The sequence below is a fragment of the Nonomuraea sp. NPDC050404 genome (assembly GCF_040655495.1).
Lineage (GTDB): Bacteria > Actinomycetota > Actinomycetes > Streptosporangiales > Streptosporangiaceae > Nonomuraea.
On sequence record NZ_JBFAKB010000001.1, the window covers coordinates 776,316 to 792,587 of the forward strand.

A 16,272-nucleotide genomic window follows, 5' to 3' on the forward strand; every position below is an offset into this window, starting at 1 on the left:
GATGCGCCCATCCCTGTCACGAGGCGCCTTCCGGCTCCTGATCGTCTCACTGGCCGCCACGCTCGCCGCGGCCTGCTCCGCCACCACTCCCCCGGCGGACGAACCCGCAGGTGAGACGGCCGCCGCCGACGCCGCGTTCCCCGTGACGATCCCCACCGAGTTCGGCGACATCACGGTCGAAAAGCGCCCCGCCAAGGTGGTGGCGCTGGGCTGGAGCGACGCCGAGACGGCCTTCGCGCTGGGCGTGCAGCCCGTGGGGGCGGCGGACTGGCTGGCGTTCGGCGGCGACGGGCTCGGTCCCTGGGTGCAGGGCGAGTACCGGAAGCCGCCGGCCATCCTGGGCACGCTGGAGGTGAAGCTGGAGTCCCTGGCCGCCCTGGAGCCCGACCTGATCCTGGACACCCGCGCCAGCGGCAAGAAGGAGCGCTACGACCAGCTCGCCGAGCTCGGCGTGCCGGTGATCGGCCCGCCGAAGGGCGGCCAGGCGTACCGGACGAGCTGGGACGAACAGCTCGACATGATCGGCAAGGCGCTGGGCAAGTCCCAGGAGGCCGCCAAGCTCAAGGCCGACCTGGAGGCCAAGTTCGCCAAGGCCGCGCAGGACAACCCGTCCTTCAAGGGGACCGAGGTCGCGGTCGGCGCGCGTACCGGGGACTCCTACGGCGCGTACGTCAGCGGCGGCCGGCTGGACTTCCTGGAGAAGCTCGGCTTCGTCGTCTCCCCGAAGATCATGGCCCTGGCGGGCAAGGACTTCTCCGTGCCGGTGTCCAAGGAACGGATGGACCTGTTCGACTCCGATCTGACGATCATGTTCCCGATCGCCGGCAACGGCAAGCAGATCGCCGACGACCCGCTGTTCAAGGCCGTGCCCTCGGTGAAGGCGGGGCGGTCGCTGGTGCTGAACGACCGTGACGTGGCCACCGCCTTCTCCAGCACGTCGGTGACCGGCCTGTCGTACGCGCTGGACAAGGTCGTGCCGCTGCTCGCCGACGCCATGAAGAAGTGAGCACGGACGCCCCCGCTCAGGTCCCCGCTCAGACGGCGCCGCGCTCCCGGCCGGGGGCCGCGCTGTCCGCGGGGATCGTCGTCCTGGCCGGGGCGGTGGTGGTGGCGGCGGGGCTGAGCCTCGTGGTCGGCGCCAAGCCGCTGCCGTGGGACACGGTGCTGGAGGCCCTGCGCCACTACGACGCGAACGACCCCGACCACCTCATCGTCTTCGAGCTGCGCGTCCCGCGCACGCTCATCGGGCTGCTGGCCGGGGCCGCGCTCGGGCTCGCGGGCACCCTGATCCAGGGCGTGACCAGGAACCCGCTGGCCGATCCCGGCATCCTGGGCGTCAACGCGGGCGCGGCGCTGGCCGTCGTCTTCGGCATCAGCGTGCTGGGGATCTCCAGCTTCACCGGGTACGTGTGGTTCAGCTTCGCGGGGGCGGCGGTGGCGGCGGCCGTCGTGTACGCGATCGGGTCGCTGGGCCGGGAGGGCGCCACGCCGGTCAAGATCGCGCTCGCCGGGGCCGCGCTGACGGCCGCCCTGGAGTCGATGACCACGGCCATCCTGCTCACCGACTCGCTGACGTACGAGGAGTTCCGGTTCTGGCGGGTCGGCTCGCTGGCCGGCCGCGACGGGGCGGCCCTCGTGCAGGCGGCGCCGTTCCTGCTGGTGGCGGTGGTACTGGCGATCGGCTGCGGGCGGATGCTGAACGCGCTCGCGATCGGCGACGACCTGGCCCGCGCCTGGGGGCTGAACGTGGCCGTCGCGCGCGGGATCTGCGCGCTGGCGGTCGTGGTGCTCTGCGGGACGGCCACGGCGCTGGCGGGGCCGATCGTGTTCGTCGGGCTGACGGTGCCGCACATCGCCAGGCGGATCACCGGGCCCGACCATCGGTGGATCCTGCCGTACTCGATGCTGATCGCCCCGCTGCTCCTGCTGGTCGCCGACATGCTGGGGCGGGTGGTCGTGCGGCCGGGCGAACTGCAGGCGGGCATCGTCACGGCGGTGCTGGGCGCGCCGGTGTTCGTGGCGATGATCCGCCGCGGAAAGCAGGCCGGGCTGTGAGCGCGACCGAGCCCGGCGCCACCGGAGCGGGCGCCACGGCCTCGGCTACCGCTGCCTCCGCCACCACGGCCTCCGCCACCGCGGCCGATGTGGCGGTCGTCGTGCGGGTGCGCAGGCGTGGGGCCGGGCGGGTGTGGGTGGTGTCGGGCGGGCTGGGGCTGGCCGTGCTGGCGGCGTTCCTGCTGACCATGGTCGTGGGCGACCACGCGATCCCGCTGCCCGACCTGATCGCCTCGCTGACCGGCCATGGCAGCAAGGGCGTGGACTTCATCGTGCACCGGCTCCGGCTGCCCAGGGCCGTGCTGGCGGTGCTGGCGGGCGTGGCGTTCGGGTTGTCCGGCGCGATCTTCCAGCGGGTGGTGCGCAACCCGCTGGCCAGCCCCGACGTGATCGGGGTGACGTCGGGCGCGAGTGTCGCCGCCGTGCTGGGCATCACGGTGGGCGGGCTGTCCGGACTTTCGCTGTCGGCCGCCGCCCTGGGCGGTTCCGTGCTGAGCACCGCCGCGATCTACGCGCTGGCCTGGCGGCGCGGCATCTCCGGCTACCGGCTGGCGCTGATCGGCGTGGGCGTGGCCGCCGGATTGTCGGGCGTGGTGTCGTACCTGATGACCAGGGCGGACATCCGGGTCGCCACGGAGGCGCTGCTGTGGCTGACCGGCAGCCTGAACGGCCGCGGCCACCAGGTCGGGCCGCTCGGGCTCGCGCTCGTGGTGCTCGTCCCGGCCGCGCTCGCGCTCGGCAGGACCCTGTACGGCCTGCAACTCGGCGACGACACCGCCCGCGGCCTCGGCCTGAACGTCGAACGCGGCCGCATCGCCCTCCTGCTGACCGGCGTCGCCCTGGTGGGCGCGGCCACGGCGGCGGTGGGCCCGGTGGCGTTCGTGGCGTTCGTGTCCGGGCCGATCGCGCTGCGCCTGACCGGCGGCGGCCGGCCGGACCTGCTGCCCGCCGGGCTGGTGGGCGCGCTGGTCGTGCTGCTGTCCGACTTCGCCGCCCAGCACGCGCTCGGCGGCACGCAACTGCCCGTCGGCGTGGTGACGGGCGTGGTCGGCGCGCCGTACCTGCTGTGGTTGCTCGTGGTCTCGAACCGGACGGGAAGAGGCGGATGAGGAGCGGTCTCGAACCGGACGGGTCGGGGCGGATGAGGAAAGGTGTCATGGAAGTCCCGTTGCGTACCGAGGCGCTGGAGCTCGGCTACGGCGACCGCCAGGTCGTCAAGGGCCTGACGACCGGCATCCCGCGGGGCCGGATCACGATGATCGTCGGCCCGAACGCCTGCGGGAAGTCGACGCTGCTGCGCGGCCTGGCCCGGCTGCTGAGCCCGTCGGCCGGAGCCGTCTACCTGGACGGCAGGAGCCTGGGCGACACGCCGAGCAGGCAGGTCGCGCTGCGGCTGGGCATCCTGCCGCAAGGGCCGACGGCGCCCGAGGGCATCACCGTGACCGACCTGGTCGGGCGGGGCCGCTATCCGCACCAGGGCTGGTTCCGCCGGTGGACGCCGGCCGACGACGCGGCCGTGGCGGCGGCGATGTCCGCGACCGGGGTGCTCGACCTGGCCGAGCGCTCGATCGACGAGTTGTCGGGCGGGCAGCGGCAGCGGGTGTGGCTGGCCACGGCGCTGGCGCAGCGCACGCCGATTCTGCTGCTGGACGAGCCGACCACGTACCTGGACGTGAGCCACCAGGTGGAGGTGCTGGACCTGATGGCCGACCTGAACACGGCCGAGGGCACCACCGTGGCAATCGTCCTGCACGACCTCAACCTGGCCTGCCGGTACGGCCAGCACCTGATCGCGATGAAGGACGGCCGGATCGTGGCCGAGGGCGAGCCCGCCGAGGTGGTCACCGAGGAGATCGTGCGCGAGATCTTCGGCATGGAGTGCCGGGTGATCGACGATCCGGTGTCAGGCACCCCGCTGGTCGTGCCGATGGGCCGCCACCACGTCCAGCCCGGTCCCCACGTCCAACCCGGCCACCCCGTACAACCCGTCCACCCCGTCCATTCCGTACAACCCAGCCACCCCGTCCACCCCGGCCATTCCGTACAACCCGGTCATCCCGTGCAACCACCAGAAGGAGAGCCCGTCGATGAGCGCTGAGGCGCCCAAGTCCGCCGTCGTCTACGCCCGGGTGCTGGCCAACAGCCGGATCACGCCGAACATGGCCCGGATCACGCTCGGCGGGCCCGAGGTGGCCGCGGTCGGCTGTGGTGGCTTCGACCAGCGGATCAAGCTGCTGTTCGGCCGGCCGGGCCAGCTCGTGCCGCGGCTGCCGGCCGCCGCGAACTGGTACCAGTCGTGGCTGGACACGCCGGAGGAGGAGCGGGCGGTGATGCGCACGTACACGATCCGCGCGCACCGGCCCGGCGAGATCGACGTGGACTTCGTGCTGCACGGGGATCACGGGCCCGCCTCGGCGTGGGCGCTGCGGGCCGCCGAGGGCGACGTGATCGGGATCATCGGGTCGGGCGTGGGTCAGGCGGGGGCGGCCGCCATCGAGTACCGGCCCGGCGGCGCGCGGCGGCAGCTCATCGCCGGTGACGAGACGGCGCTGCCGGCGATCTCGGCCATCCTGGAGGCGCTGCCGGGCGACGTACGGGTGCGGGCGTTCGTCGAGGTGCCCACCGAGGCCGACATCCAGGAGCTCGACCTGCGCTGCCAGGCCGACATCACGTGGTTGCCGCGCTCGGGGGCGGGGCCGTCGCTGCTGGAGGCGGTGCGTGCGGTCGAGATCGAGGGTGAGGACTGGTACGCGTGGGTGGCCGGCGAGACCGGCGCGGTCCGTGACCTCCGCCGCCACCTGCGCGAACGCGGCTGCGACGGCGATCGCGGCTACTTCGGCGGCTACTGGCGGCACGACGGCCAAGGCGGCTGACCCACCCGGCCTTCAGGACCCACCCGGCCTTCAGGCTGACCCACCCCGGCCCTCAGGCTGACCCATCCAAGCCCAGCCAAACCCTAAAGCTGCTCCGCCCCGCCCCTCAAGGCGACTGCCGGGGCACCGGAGCCGTGGAACCCCGTACGACCAGCGCCGTCGCCAGCTCCACGTGATGGGAGTCGATCTTCTCCCCGGCCGCCAGCCGCAGCGCCGTGCGCAGGGCGACCCCGCCCATCTCCCGCAGCGGCTGCCGGATGGTGGTCAGCGGCGGCGAGGTCACCTGCGCGATCTGGGTGTCGTCGAACCCGACGATGCTGAGGTCCTCGGGAATGCGCAGCCCCCGCGCCCTGGCGGCCTCCAGTATCCCGACGGCCATCTCATCGCTGCCCGCGAAGATGGCCGTCGGCGCGTGCGGCAGGTCGAGCACCGCCGCCCCGCCCGCCACGCCGTCGTGGTAGCGGAAGTGCCCCGAGCGCACGTACCCGGGCAACACCGGCGCCCCCTCGGCCTCCATGGCCGCCCGGTATCCGGCCAGCCGCGCCTGGTTGCACGCGGCGGCGGCCGGGCCGCCGACGTAGGCGATGCGCCGGTGCCCGAGTGAGAGCAGGTGCTCGGTGGCGGTCAGGCCGCCGGCGAAGTTGGTCGAGCCGATGCTGGTCACCCGGGTGCGCGGCAGGTTGAGCGGGTCGATGAGCACCAGCGGCAGCCGGGCCCTGGCCACCGCGGCGGGCTGGCCCGCGGCCAGGTCGCCGGTGACGGCGATCAGCGCGCGCCGGCCGGCCGCGACCAGCCCGCGCGCCCAGGCGGTGGTACGGGCCTCGCCCCTCCTGATGCTGACGACGACCCCGACGCCCGCCTCCGCCCCGGCCGCCACCGCGCCCTGGATGATCTCGGTGGAGTAGGCGTTGAGATCGGTGTCGAACTGCACCTCGACGGTGGCGAGCCCGGCCGGCTCACGGCGCGGCGCGGGCGCCACGTAGTCGTGCTGCTGCAGCAGCGACTGCACCAGCGAGCGGGTGGCGGGCGAGACGTCGCTGCGGCCGTTGAGCACCTTGGAGACGGTGGCGACCGAGACGCCGGCGGAGGCGGCGACCGTGGCCAGCGTGGCGCGCCTAGGACTGGCGGGCATCCGCACCCCCTTGCCGCCGACCGGCAGGCCCGAACGCGCCCTCGCCGGCGTCCGCACCCACCACGTCCGGGCTCACGGCCGCATCCGCGTCCGGGCTCACGTCCGCGGGTGTGACCAGCCGCCGGTCGTGTCCGACGTGCCGGGCCGGGCCGGTCAATCGTACGACGCCACGGCACGGCAGGTCCGCCGCCGACGTCCCGGCCAGCACCTCGACCTCGCCGGGCTCGACGAGGCGGCGCAGGTCGCGGCCGGTGAAGGCGGTGCGGTCGGCGTGCACCAGGAAGCGCACCTCCTTGGCCTGCCCTGGTTCCAGCGGCACCCTCGCGTACCCGGTGAGCTGCCGGACGGGGCGGGTGACCTGGGCCAGGACGTCGCGCAGGTAGAGCTGGACGAGCTCCTCCCCCGCCCGTTCCCCGGTGTTGCGGACGGTGACCGTGGCGGTGAACTCGCCGTCGGTGGGCACCTCGGCGTGGCTGATCCGCAGGTCCGTGACCTCGAAGGTGGTGTAGGAGGCGCCGTGCCCGAAGGGAAACAGCGGCGTCGGGTCGAGGTTGCTGATGCCGTGGCTGTCGGCGCCCAGCGGCGGTTGCAGGTAGGTGCCCGGCTGTCCGCCGGGGCCGCGCGGGATCTGCACCGGCAGCCTGCCCGTGGGCTGGACCCGGCCGGACAACACGCCCGCGATGGCCGCGCCGCCCTCCTCGCCGGGCATGAACGCCTGTACGAGCCCGGCGGCACGGTCGTGCACCTCGCCCAGCGCGTACGGCCGCCCGGAGACGACCACCACGACCAGCGGCGTGCCGGTGGCGGCCAGCTCGGCCAGCAGGTCGGCCTGCACCCCGGGCAGCCGCAGGTCCTCGGCGTCGCAGCCCTCCCCCGAGGTGCCCTGCCCGAACAGGCCCGCCAGGTCGCCCACCACGGCCACGCACACGTCGGCGGCGCGGGCGGCCGACAGTGCCGCGTCGAAGCCGGAGCGGTCCTCGCCCCGCACCTCGCAGCCCTGCTCGTAGCGGATCTCGGCGCCGGGCAGCTCGGCGGCGAGCGCGCGCAGCAGACTGGGCGCCTCGACGCCGAGCCCGAGCCCGGGGTGGCGGGGCAGCACGTGGTTGGGGAAGGCGTAGCAGCCCATGAACGTACGGGGGTCGTCGGCGGCGGGCCCCACGAGCGCGACCCGTCCCGTACCGGCCAGCGGCAGCGCGTCCCCGGCGTCGAGCAGTACGACCGAGCGCTCGGCCAGCTCCCTGGCCAGGGCGCGGTTGGCGGGCGAGTCGAGGTCCACGGAGTCCGCGCCGGCGACCGAGCCCTCCGGCGACCAGTCCGGGTCGAGCAGCCCGAGCTGGACCTTCTGGGTGAGCAGGCGGCGGGCCGCCCGGTCGATCAGGGCCTGCGGAATCTCGCCGGCGCGTACCCGCTCGGCGAGGTGCTGCCCGAAGCCGAGCGTGTCGGGCAGCTCGACGTCGACGCCCGCCGCCAGGGCCTGCGCCCCGGCCTCGGCGGGATCGGCGGCGACCTGATGCATGGTGGCCAGGAACGGCACGGCCCAGTAGTCGGAGACGACGGTCCCGGTGAACCCCCACTCCTCGCGCAGCACCTCGGTCAGCAGCCAGGGGTCGGCGGCGGCCGGCACGCCGTCCACGTCGGAGTAGGAGTTCATCACCGAGCGGGCCCCGCCGAGCGCGATGGCGGTCTCGAACGGGGGCAGGATCATGTCCATCAGCTCGCGGCGGCCCATCGGCACGGGGCCGTGGTTGCGGGCGGCGCGCGAGGCGGAGTAGCCGGCGAAGTGCTTGAGCGTGGCGATGATCCCGGCGCTCTCCAGGCCGCGCACGTAGGCGGCGCCGATGGTGGCGACGACGTACGGGTCCTCCCCCATCGTCTCCTCCACCCGCCCCCACCGGTAGTCGCGCACCACGTCCAGCACCGGCGACAGCCCCTGGTGCACGCCCACGGCCCGCATATCTCTGCCGATGGCGGCGGCCATGCGCTCCACCAGATCGGGGTCGAACGTGGCGGCCCAGGCGATGGCCGCCGGATAGACGGTGGCGCCGTAGGCGGTGAAGCCGGTCAGGCACTCCTCGTGGACGATCGCGGGGATGCCGAGCCTGGAGGCCGCGACGACGGCGCGCTGCAGGCGTACGACCTCGGCCGCGCCCTGCCCGGGGGTGAGGGGCGCGCTGCCGTGCACGCGGGTCAGGTGCCCGAGCCCGTGGCGGATCGACTCCTCCAGGGGGACGCTCCCGGAGGCGGCGAACACGTCCTGCATCGGCGCGACATTCAGCGACTCGCCGGGCTCCGGTTCCTCCGCGTTGCTCATGTCGTTGCCGATCCACCGGCTGCCGAGCTGACCGATCTTCTCCTCAAGCGTCATCTCCGCAAGGATGGCCTCAACTCGGTCGGCCACGGCGAGCGCCGGGTCCTGCCACGGGTGCCGGGTCCGGTCCTCCGTCGGGGTCCGATCAAGAGCCGTCATCTAGTGCGCTCCTTAAAGAGATGCGGTGTCGTCGCAAGTTTTTCGAAATGTTTCGACATCGCTGTACGACCTCGGCGCGGAACCTTCACCATGCAGCAGACCTGCTAAAGGCTCGTGCGGAAGTACCTTACACGTGAGCTGCCGGAAATCCAGGGGTTTCCTGATCGTGAAGGTCTTGACACGTTTATTGCCGAAATCTAAATTGGCGAACCCCACGGTCATGTCGAAAATGTTTCGAGAGGCTGTCATGTGGAGGAGCGGACAGCGGCTTCGGAACGGTGCTCAGCCACGACCGCCGTGCCATCACATCCAGTGATCAACGAGTCGCGACCCCCAGCCCGCGGCGTTCAAGTACGGAGATCAGCGTGGAGACCAGCAGAACTTCTCGCCGCACCTTCCTCAGCCTCTCGATGGGGCTGCCCCTAGGTGCCGCGCTCGCCGCCTGTGGCGGCTCACAGCCGACCCAGACCGGAGCCGGCGGCGGTACGGGCTCGTCCCCGGCAGGCGGCGGAGGTGGCGGCGGAGCCACTTATTGGTACCTGTCGACGCAGCCGCAGGAGGGCGTGCGCACGAGGACCGTCGAACGGTTCAACCAGGCGAACCCGAACACCAAGATCACCGGCACGACCTTCCAGAACGACGCGTACAAGACGAAGATCAAGACGGCGATCGGCGCGGGCCAGGCGCCGACCCTCATCTGGGGCTGGGGCGGCGGCACGCTGCGCAGCTACGTGCAGGCGGGCCAGGTCGAGGACCTGACGCCGTGGTTCGACCAGAACGCCGCGCTGAAGGACAAGCTGTTCCCCTCCTCCTTCGGCGCCGCCACCATCGACGGCAAGATCTACGCGATGCCCTGCGAGACGATGCAGCCCATCGTCCTGTACTACGACAAGCGGGCCTTCGACAAGATCGGCGCGCAGCCCCCGCAGACGTGGGGCGACATCATGGACCTGGTGCCCAAGTTCAACGCCAAGGGCATCGCGCCGTTCTCGCTCGGCGGCCAGTCACGCTGGACGAACATGATGTGGCTGGAGTTCCTCTACGACCGCCTGGCCGGCCCCGAGATCTTCCAGGCCGTGTTCGACGGCGAGAAGGACGCCTGGAACCACCCGGACTCCATCAAGGCCCTGGGCATGGTGCAGGAACTGGTCAAGGCCGACGGCTTCGTCAAGGGCTTCTCCTCCATCACCGCCGACTCCAACGCCGACCAGGCCCTGCTCTACACCGGCAAGGCCGCGATGATGCTGCACGGCGGCTGGACCTACGGCAGCATGTCCACCGACGGCGGCGACTTCGTCTCCGGCGGCAACCTCGGCTACATGAACTTCCCGCCCATCGACGGCGGCAAGGGCGACCCCGGCAACACGGTCGGCAACCCCGGCCAGTACATGTCGATCTCCTCCAAGGCCACGCCCGAGCAGAAGGAGACCGCCAAGAAGTTCTTCAGCAGCGCGCTAGTGGACGACACGGCGATCAAGGAGTGGGTGGGCACCGGCGCGGTGCCGATCGTCAAGGGCGCCGACGCGCAGTTCGCCGGCAGCAAGGACGCCGACTTCCTGAACTTCGTCTACAACATCGCCGTCAACGCCAAGTCCTTCGCCCAGTCCTGGGACCAGGCGCTCAGCCCCACGGCGGCCGAGGTACTGCTGGACAACATCTCCAAGCTGTTCCAGCTCTCGGTCACGCCGCAGGAATTCGCCACGAACATGAACGCGGTCATCGGCAAGTGAGCGCGGTCACGTCCACCGCCAGGCCCGCCGCTCGCGCGGGCCGTGGCGGCTCACTCGCGTGGATGACCGTCCCGGCGCTCGTGTTCTTCATCGGTTTCGCCATCATCCCGCTGGTCGGGGTGCTCGCTCTCAGCTTCACCCAGTGGGACGGGCTCGGCGAGATCAACATCGCCGGGTTCGGCAACTGGGCGGCGATCCTGGCCGACCCGGGCCTGCCGCACGCGCTCTGGATCACCTTCCTCGTCATGGCCGTGTCGTGGGCGGTCCAGACGCCGGCGAGCATCCTGATGGGCGCGTTCCTGGCGGGACAGCAGCGGTACCGGGCGGTGCTGTCGGTGTTGTTCTTCATCCCGCTGCTGCTCAGCTCGGCGGCCCTGGCGATCATGTTCAAGGCGCTGCTCGACCCGAACTTCGGGCTCGGCTCCGGCCTGGGCATCCCCATCCTCGTCCAGGACTGGCTGGGCGACCCCGTCCTCGCCTTCGGCGTGGTGGTCTTCGTGGTGTCCTGGCAGTACATCCCGTTCCACGCGCTGATCTACCAAGGCGGCGTCCGGCAGATCCCGCGCTCGATGTACGAGGCCGCGGAGCTGGACGGCGCGGGCCGCGTACGCCGGTTCTTCAGCATCACGCTGCCGCAGCTCAAGTACACGATCATCACGTCCTCGACGCTGATGGTGGTCGGCTCGCTGACCCTGTTCGACCTGATCTGGGTACTGACCGAGGGCGGTCCCGGCGACGCGACACGGGCGCTCGCGGTCGACATGTACCAGCGCGGATTCAGGGCCAACCTCATGGGGCCGGCCAGCGTGATCGCGGTCATCCTCGTCCTGTTCGGCCTCGCCCTGTCGCTGCTGCTGCGCCGGCTGGGCGGCCGCGACTCCACCCACAGCCAGCTCGAAGGGGCCTGACGCATGACGACCGTCCCCACCCGGGCGCCGCAGCGCGCGGCCGAGACCATGTCGCAGAACGGCGGCGGCCGCCGGCGCCGCAAGCGTCCCCGCAACGGTGAGCGCCCCAACTGGCTGGCCGGGCTGACCAGCGTGTTCTGGCTGGCGATCGTGATGGTGCCGATCTACTGGATCGTCATCACGAGCTTCAAGTCGCAGTCGCGGTACTACCTGGAGAACCCGTTCGCGCCGCCGTCCGAACCGACGCTGGCGAACTACCGGATGGTCATCGAGGCCGACTTCGTCCAGTACTTCATCAACAGCGTCATCACCACGGTCGGCGCCGTGGTGCCGACCGTGATCGTCAGCTTCATGGCGGCGTACGCGATCGTGCGCGGCGGCCGCAGCCGCCTCCTGCGCTGGACGAACTCACTGTTCCTGATGGGCCTGGCCATCCCGCTGCAGGCGACGATCATCCCGGTCTACCTGATCATCATCCAGCTCGGCCTGTACGACTCGCTGGTGGCCCTGATGCTGCCGTCGATCGCGTTCGCGATCCCGCTGTCGGTGCTGGTTCTGTCGAACTTCATCAGGGACGTGCCGAAGGAGCTGTTCGACTCGATGCGGCTCGACGGCGCGACCGAGAGCGGGATGCTCTGGCGGCTGGCGTTCCCGCTGACCCGCCCCGCCGTGGTGACCGTGACGATCTACAACGCGCTGCAGATCTGGAACGGGTTCCTGCTGCCGCTGATCCTCACGCAGAGCCCGGACAAGCGCACGCTGCCGCTGGCGCTGGCGAGCTTCCAGGGCCAGTACAGCATCAACGTGCCGGCGGTGCTGGCCTCGGTGGTGCTGACCACGCTGCCCATCCTCATCCTGTACGTGGTGGGCCGCCGCCAGCTCCTCAGCGGTCTGACCGTGGGCTTCGGGAAGTGACGCGCCCGGGTGTGATCGGGGCCAGTTCGGCCGCGTGGCGTTCGAGGTGCGCCATGTTCGTCTCGTAGAAGCGGTCGTCCCCGCGGGCGACGTGGCCGGCGAAGGCCGCGTCCCCCGCGGCGGCCCGCTCACGCATGAACCCGACCAGGTGTTCCAGGCGCGCCCGCGCGGTCTCCACCAGCGCCTCCCGGTCGGCGTCGCCGAGCCCGTACGCGTCGGCGAACAGCCGCAGCCGCCGCGCCTGCTCCGCCACCGGAATGCCGTCGCCGTCGGCCGGGTGGTGCAACGGCACGAACCGGTAGGCCGCGTAGGCCACGTCCCAGACGCGCGGCCCGGGGTGCGCGGTGTCGAAGTCGATGAACGCGACCGGCCGCCCGTCCCTGAACACACAGTTGTAGGTGGCCACGTCCCCGTGGCAGATCACCTCGGCCGGTTCGACGGGCGGGAAGTACCAGGGGCCCTGCCTCGGGGCGTCCACGGTGGCGTCGTGGTACTCGCGCAGCAGTTTGGCCACGGCCGCCAGCACCTCGTCGGTGCGCACCCAGTCCGGCAGCGGGTAGTCGGCGCTCTCGCCCGGCACAAAGTCGAGGATCTCCCGCCCCTGCTCGTCGAGCCCGTGGGCCCTGGGCGCGCCGGTGAACCCGCGCCCGGCCAGGTGCCGCAGCAGCGCGTGCACGGCGGGGGTCCAGGGGCCGGCCGGTCTGCGTACCGTGTCGCCCGTGCGGACCACGTGGTTGACGCCGCCTGTGAGCACCTCTTCGCCCTGCACCTTGCCACCCCCCATGATCGCTATCGGTCAGTGTGCCACGCGCCGCGACGGCGCCGCATCGCGTTTTTTCACCAGATTCCCAGGTAAGGGAGGTAGAACAGGTCGCATGGACTCCGCGCCCGGATCACCCGTGGTGCTCGTGGTGGACGACGAGCCCAACATCCGCGAGTTGCTGCTGGACGCCCTGGAGCTGAACGGCTTCCAGGTGCGCACGGCCGCGACGGGCAACCAGGCGCTGGACCGCGCCGGCCGGGAGCGGCCCGACATCATCCTGCTGGACGTGATGCTGCCCGACCTCGACGGGTTCGCGGTGGCGCAGCGGCTGCGGCCCGACGGCGGGGGGCCGCCGATTCTCTTCCTGACCGCGCGCGACACGGTGGCCGACCGGATCGCCGGGCTTTCCGCGGGCGGCGACGACTACGTGACCAAGCCGTTCAGCCTGGAGGAGGTGGTCTTGCGCATCCGGGCCATCCTGCGGCGTACGGGGCCGCGCGCGGACTCCCGCGACGACGGGCTGCTCCGCTATGCCGACCTGGAGCTGGATGAGGAGAGCCACGTCGTGCGGCGGGCCGGGCGGCGCATCCACCTGTCGCCGACCGAGTTCGGGCTGCTGCGCTACCTGATGATCAACGCGGAGCGGGTCGTCAGCAAGTCCCAGATCCTCGACCGGGTGTGGGACCACGGGTTCGGTGCCGACAGCCGGATCGTGGAGTCCTACATCAGCTACCTGCGCCGCAAGATCGACGCCGACGGCCCGCCACTGATCCACACGCTGCGCGGCGTCGGCTACTCCCTGCGCGACCAGACCCTCCTGGACCGCGGCCGATGAGAGCGGCCCCGGCCTGCCGGGCACGGACTCTGAGAGCGGCCTGGCCGTTGCGGCACCGGTTGCTCGCGGCGCTGCTGGGGTTGTCGGCGGCGGCGCTGGCGGTGTTCGCGGCGGCGGGGGTGCTGCTGCTCGACCGGTCGCTGATGTCGCGGGTGGACACGCAGCTCACCGACTTCGCCGCCACCTTCAGGAAGGGACCGCCGCCCGGCGCGCCCCGCCTGCCGCTGCCCGGCGAGCCCCTGCCGCCCGCCTCCGAACGGCCGCCGCCGCGCCGGGACGTGGAGTTGCCCAGCCAATTCCGGGTGGACTTCTACAGCCCGACGAGCAAGCTCGTCCGCCGCCTGCCCGACTCCGGCGACGGCCCCGCCGTGCCCGCCCACGCGATCGCCGCCCCGCCCACCGGCCCCTTCACGGTGCCGGCCAGGACGGGTTCGGCCGAGTGGCGCACGATCGTCGTGGCCCTGCCCGACGGCAACAGGGCCGCCGTGTCGATCTCCCTGGAGTCCAACCGGAGCACCGTACAGGAACTGCTGCTCATCGAGGCGGCGGCGGGCGCGCTGGTGCTCGTCCTGCTGGGGACGGTGGCGCTGGTGGTGGTACGGCTCGGGCTGCGCCCGCTGACCCGGATGGAACGTACGGCCACCGCGATCGCGGCGGGCGAACTGGACCGCCGGGTGTCCGACAGCGACCCGCGTACCGAGACCGGCCGGCTCGGCCAGGCGCTGAACGTCATGCTGGGCCGCCTCGGCGAGGCCCTGCGCCAGCGGGAGCGCTCCGAGCGGCGGCTGCGCCGCTTCCTGGCCGACGCCTCGCACGAGTTGCGCACGCCCCTGACGTCCATCCGCGGGTTCGCCGAGTTGTACCGGCACGGCAGGAGCGAGCCCGAGCCGGCCGTGGCCCGCATCCTGAGCCGCATCGAGGGCGAGGCGGAGCGGATGGGCGTGCTGGTGGAGGACCTGCTGCTGCTGGCCAGGCTGGACCAGGAGCGGGCGCTGGACCTGACCGAGGTGGACCTGCACGTCATCGCCGGCGACGTGGTGCACGGTGCGCGGGCGCGCGACCCCGGCCGGGCGATCGAGCTGGAGCTGGGCGAACGTCCGGTGCGGGCGGTCGGGGACGAGCACCGCCTGCACCGGGTGATCACCAACCTCGTCGGCAACGCCGTCGCCCACACCCCTCCCGACACCACCATCCTGGTACGGGTGACCCAGGAGGACACACCGGCGGACCGGATGACGCAAACGACCAGGCCGACCGGCCGGGCGACGGAAGCGGACGGGCCGGACGGCCGGGCGGGGAAAGCGGGCGGCACGACGGGCCGGGCGGGGAAGGCGGGCGGGCCGGCGATGGTCGCGGGGGCCGAGGTGGCGGGGCCGGTGGCGGTCGTCGAGGTGCACGACGACGGGCCCGGGATCGACCCCGAGCACCTGCCGCAGGTCTTCGACCGCTTCTACCGGGCCGACGCCGCCCGCTCCCGCGACAGCGGCGGCACCGGCCTGGGCCTGGCCATCGCGGCGGCACTGGTCGAGGCGCACGACGGCCGCATCGAGGCGCACAGCCGCCCCGGCCACGGCACCACCTTCCGCGTGCTGCTCCCGCTACGGGGCCCAGGAAGCTCCTGACCTCCTGTTCTCACTCCGTTCACGATCGGTTCAGGCACGCCGAAACCCTTTTCGGCCGCAATCGGCACATCAGCGAAACCACCATTCAGGGCCGCCCATAACACCCACCGAATTGCGCGAAAAACCGCATTTACGGCGACATCCGCCCGATCGACCATGACAACCCGGTATTCGCATAAGTCAAACAGCGGGTCACGCGGAAGGACTCGAACCGGCTACCGCCGCGCACGGAAGGCCACGGCCGTCGTCGAGGTGATCGCCGTCACCAGCACCACCGTGAGCAGGACGGAGTTCATCGGATTGCGCCGCCTGGACGGCGGCTCAAGCTGCTTGGCCCGCGACCGCGCCGACGGGGCCGGCTTGGAGCTCGGGGCCGGCGTGGGCTCCGGGACGGGCAACACCTGAACCGGCGCCAGGGGCGGCGGCAAAGGCGGCACGACCCTGGGCACCGCCCGCGGCCCCACGCGCGGACACTCCCCCAGCACGACCGCACCCGCGCACACTCCGTCGGGAAAGACCGTCACCCGCGGCACCGTGACCTCGGGCGTCGCGCGCCGCTTGGCCCGAGGCATCGAGATCGACACTTTGGGGTTCGGCGACCGCCGCGTCGCCACCCTCGGCACCTTCACCTGAGGCCCCACGGTGACCCTTTTGGGCGGCTCGGGCCTCCTGGGCGGAACGGGCCTTTTGGGCGGCCGCACGGTCACCCGGGGCACCGGCCGGGGCGCGGGAACCGGCCCGGCCATCGCCACCACACGCGGCCTGGCGGCGGGAACGGCCACCACCGTCCCGACCTCCCGCGAGTCCCGGCCGGCCGCCGCAGTGCCCGAGACAGAACCCGCCGCAGTGCCCGCCGCAGTGCCCGCCACAGGACCCGCCGCTGCGTCCACGGCAGTGCCCGCCGCAGGACCCACCGCGGCGGTCGCGATCAGGGCGGCGGCCAGCAGCAGCGGCGCACGCCTGACGACCACG

The 16,272-nt window shown here is 72.3% G+C and carries 14 protein-coding genes; 10 read left to right on the plus strand and 4 right to left on the minus strand.

The genetic code is table 11. The annotated features are described in order from the left end of the window. Position 1 precedes the first annotated feature (1 nt). From AB0I81_RS03465 to AB0I81_RS03485, 5 genes are read left to right on the plus strand one after another with little or no spacing between them, the layout of a single operon-like run. Positions 2 to 1,006, plus strand: coding sequence for an iron-siderophore ABC transporter substrate-binding protein (locus AB0I81_RS03465; RefSeq protein WP_360649143.1), 1,005 nt, complete (start codon positions 2 to 4; stop codon positions 1,004 to 1,006). After that, positions 1,003 to 2,055 (plus strand): iron chelate uptake ABC transporter family permease subunit, encoded by a 1,053-nt coding sequence (locus AB0I81_RS03470; RefSeq protein WP_360649146.1) that lies wholly within the window; start codon positions 1,003 to 1,005, stop codon positions 2,053 to 2,055. The genes AB0I81_RS03465 and AB0I81_RS03470 overlap by 4 nt, the downstream gene beginning before the upstream one ends. Next, complete coding sequence (locus AB0I81_RS03475) at positions 2,052 to 3,164, plus strand: iron chelate uptake ABC transporter family permease subunit (RefSeq protein WP_360649149.1); 1,113 nt, start codon at positions 2,052 to 2,054, stop codon at positions 3,162 to 3,164. The genes AB0I81_RS03470 and AB0I81_RS03475 overlap by 4 nt, the downstream gene beginning before the upstream one ends. Positions 3,165 to 3,211: 47 nt before the next feature. Further along, positions 3,212 to 4,153: an ATP-binding cassette domain-containing protein gene (locus tag AB0I81_RS03480; protein WP_360649152.1), complete on the plus strand. Its 942-nt coding sequence runs from the start codon at positions 3,212 to 3,214 to the stop codon at positions 4,151 to 4,153. After that, positions 4,143 to 4,928 carry a siderophore-interacting protein gene (locus AB0I81_RS03485; RefSeq protein WP_360649155.1) on the plus strand — a complete coding sequence of 262 codons (786 nt, stop codon included), beginning with the start codon at positions 4,143 to 4,145 and terminating at the stop codon, positions 4,926 to 4,928. Before AB0I81_RS03480 ends, AB0I81_RS03485 begins: the two co-directional genes overlap by 11 nt. 106 nt (positions 4,929 to 5,034) lie before the next feature. Here AB0I81_RS03485 and AB0I81_RS03490 read toward each other — a convergent pair whose 3' ends face one another. Then, positions 5,035 to 6,060 carry a substrate-binding domain-containing protein gene (locus tag AB0I81_RS03490; protein ID WP_360649158.1) on the minus strand — a complete coding sequence of 342 codons (1,026 nt, stop codon included), beginning with the start codon at positions 6,058 to 6,060 and terminating at the stop codon, positions 5,035 to 5,037. After that, positions 6,044 to 8,527 carry a glycoside hydrolase family 3 N-terminal domain-containing protein gene (locus AB0I81_RS03495; RefSeq protein WP_360649162.1) on the minus strand — a complete coding sequence of 828 codons (2,484 nt, stop codon included), beginning with the start codon at positions 8,525 to 8,527 and terminating at the stop codon, positions 6,044 to 6,046. Before AB0I81_RS03495 ends, AB0I81_RS03490 begins: the two co-directional genes overlap by 17 nt. A gap of 563 nt (positions 8,528 to 9,090) precedes the next feature. On the opposite strand from AB0I81_RS03495, the gene AB0I81_RS03500 reads away from it, so the two are divergent. From AB0I81_RS03500 to AB0I81_RS03510, 3 genes are read left to right on the plus strand one after another with little or no spacing between them, the layout of a single operon-like run. Then, positions 9,091 to 10,257 (plus strand): extracellular solute-binding protein, encoded by a 1,167-nt coding sequence (locus tag AB0I81_RS03500; RefSeq protein ID WP_360649165.1) that lies wholly within the window; start codon positions 9,091 to 9,093, stop codon positions 10,255 to 10,257. Then, positions 10,254 to 11,165, plus strand: coding sequence for a sugar ABC transporter permease (locus tag AB0I81_RS03505; RefSeq protein ID WP_360649167.1), 912 nt, complete (start codon positions 10,254 to 10,256; stop codon positions 11,163 to 11,165). Before AB0I81_RS03500 ends, AB0I81_RS03505 begins: the two co-directional genes overlap by 4 nt. Positions 11,166 to 11,168: 3 nt before the next feature. Then, a complete protein-coding gene (locus AB0I81_RS03510; protein ID WP_360649170.1) occupies positions 11,169 to 12,080 on the plus strand; it encodes a carbohydrate ABC transporter permease in 912 nt (303 codons plus the stop codon). Here AB0I81_RS03510 and AB0I81_RS03515 read toward each other — a convergent pair. Beyond that, on the minus strand, positions 12,049 to 12,864 hold the full coding sequence (locus AB0I81_RS03515; protein ID WP_360649173.1) for an aminoglycoside phosphotransferase family protein: 816 nt from the start codon (positions 12,862 to 12,864) through the stop codon (positions 12,049 to 12,051). The genes AB0I81_RS03510 and AB0I81_RS03515 overlap by 32 nt on opposite strands. 91 nt (positions 12,865 to 12,955) lie before the next feature. On the opposite strand from AB0I81_RS03515, the gene AB0I81_RS03520 reads away from it, so the two are divergent. Continuing rightward, entirely contained in the window at positions 12,956 to 13,678 is a 723-nt protein-coding gene (locus AB0I81_RS03520) for a response regulator transcription factor (RefSeq protein WP_360649176.1), read from the plus strand. Continuing rightward, positions 13,675 to 15,300 carry a HAMP domain-containing sensor histidine kinase gene (locus tag AB0I81_RS03525; protein WP_360649179.1) on the plus strand — a complete coding sequence of 542 codons (1,626 nt, stop codon included), beginning with the start codon at positions 13,675 to 13,677 and terminating at the stop codon, positions 15,298 to 15,300. The genes AB0I81_RS03520 and AB0I81_RS03525 overlap by 4 nt, the downstream gene beginning before the upstream one ends. 215 nt (positions 15,301 to 15,515) lie before the next feature. On the opposite strand, the gene AB0I81_RS03530 is transcribed toward AB0I81_RS03525, so the two are convergent. Further along, on the minus strand, positions 15,516 to 16,271 hold the full coding sequence (locus AB0I81_RS03530; protein ID WP_360649182.1) for a hypothetical protein: 756 nt from the start codon (positions 16,269 to 16,271) through the stop codon (positions 15,516 to 15,518). Position 16,272: the final 1 nt, after the last annotated feature.

Coding starts and splice junctions, on each gene's coding strand:
- AB0I81_RS03520 (WP_360649176.1), top strand. CDS start 12,956: ATGGACTCCGCGCCCGGATCACCCGTGGTGCTCGTGGTGGACGACGAG.
- AB0I81_RS03525 (WP_360649179.1), top strand. CDS start 13,675: ATGAGAGCGGCCCCGGCCTGCCGGGCACGGACTCTGAGAGCGGCCTGG.
- AB0I81_RS03495 (WP_360649162.1), bottom strand. CDS start 8,527: ATGACGGCTCTTGATCGGACCCCGACGGAGGACCGGACCCGGCACCCG.
- AB0I81_RS03490 (WP_360649158.1), bottom strand. CDS start 6,060: ATGCCCGCCAGTCCTAGGCGCGCCACGCTGGCCACGGTCGCCGCCTCC.
- AB0I81_RS03465 (WP_360649143.1), top strand. CDS start 2: ATGCGCCCATCCCTGTCACGAGGCGCCTTCCGGCTCCTGATCGTCTCA.
- AB0I81_RS03480 (WP_360649152.1), top strand. CDS start 3,212: ATGGAAGTCCCGTTGCGTACCGAGGCGCTGGAGCTCGGCTACGGCGAC.
- AB0I81_RS03515 (WP_360649173.1), bottom strand. CDS start 12,864: ATGGGGGGTGGCAAGGTGCAGGGCGAAGAGGTGCTCACAGGCGGCGTC.
- AB0I81_RS03485 (WP_360649155.1), top strand. CDS start 4,143: ATGAGCGCTGAGGCGCCCAAGTCCGCCGTCGTCTACGCCCGGGTGCTG.
- AB0I81_RS03510 (WP_360649170.1), top strand. CDS start 11,169: ATGACGACCGTCCCCACCCGGGCGCCGCAGCGCGCGGCCGAGACCATG.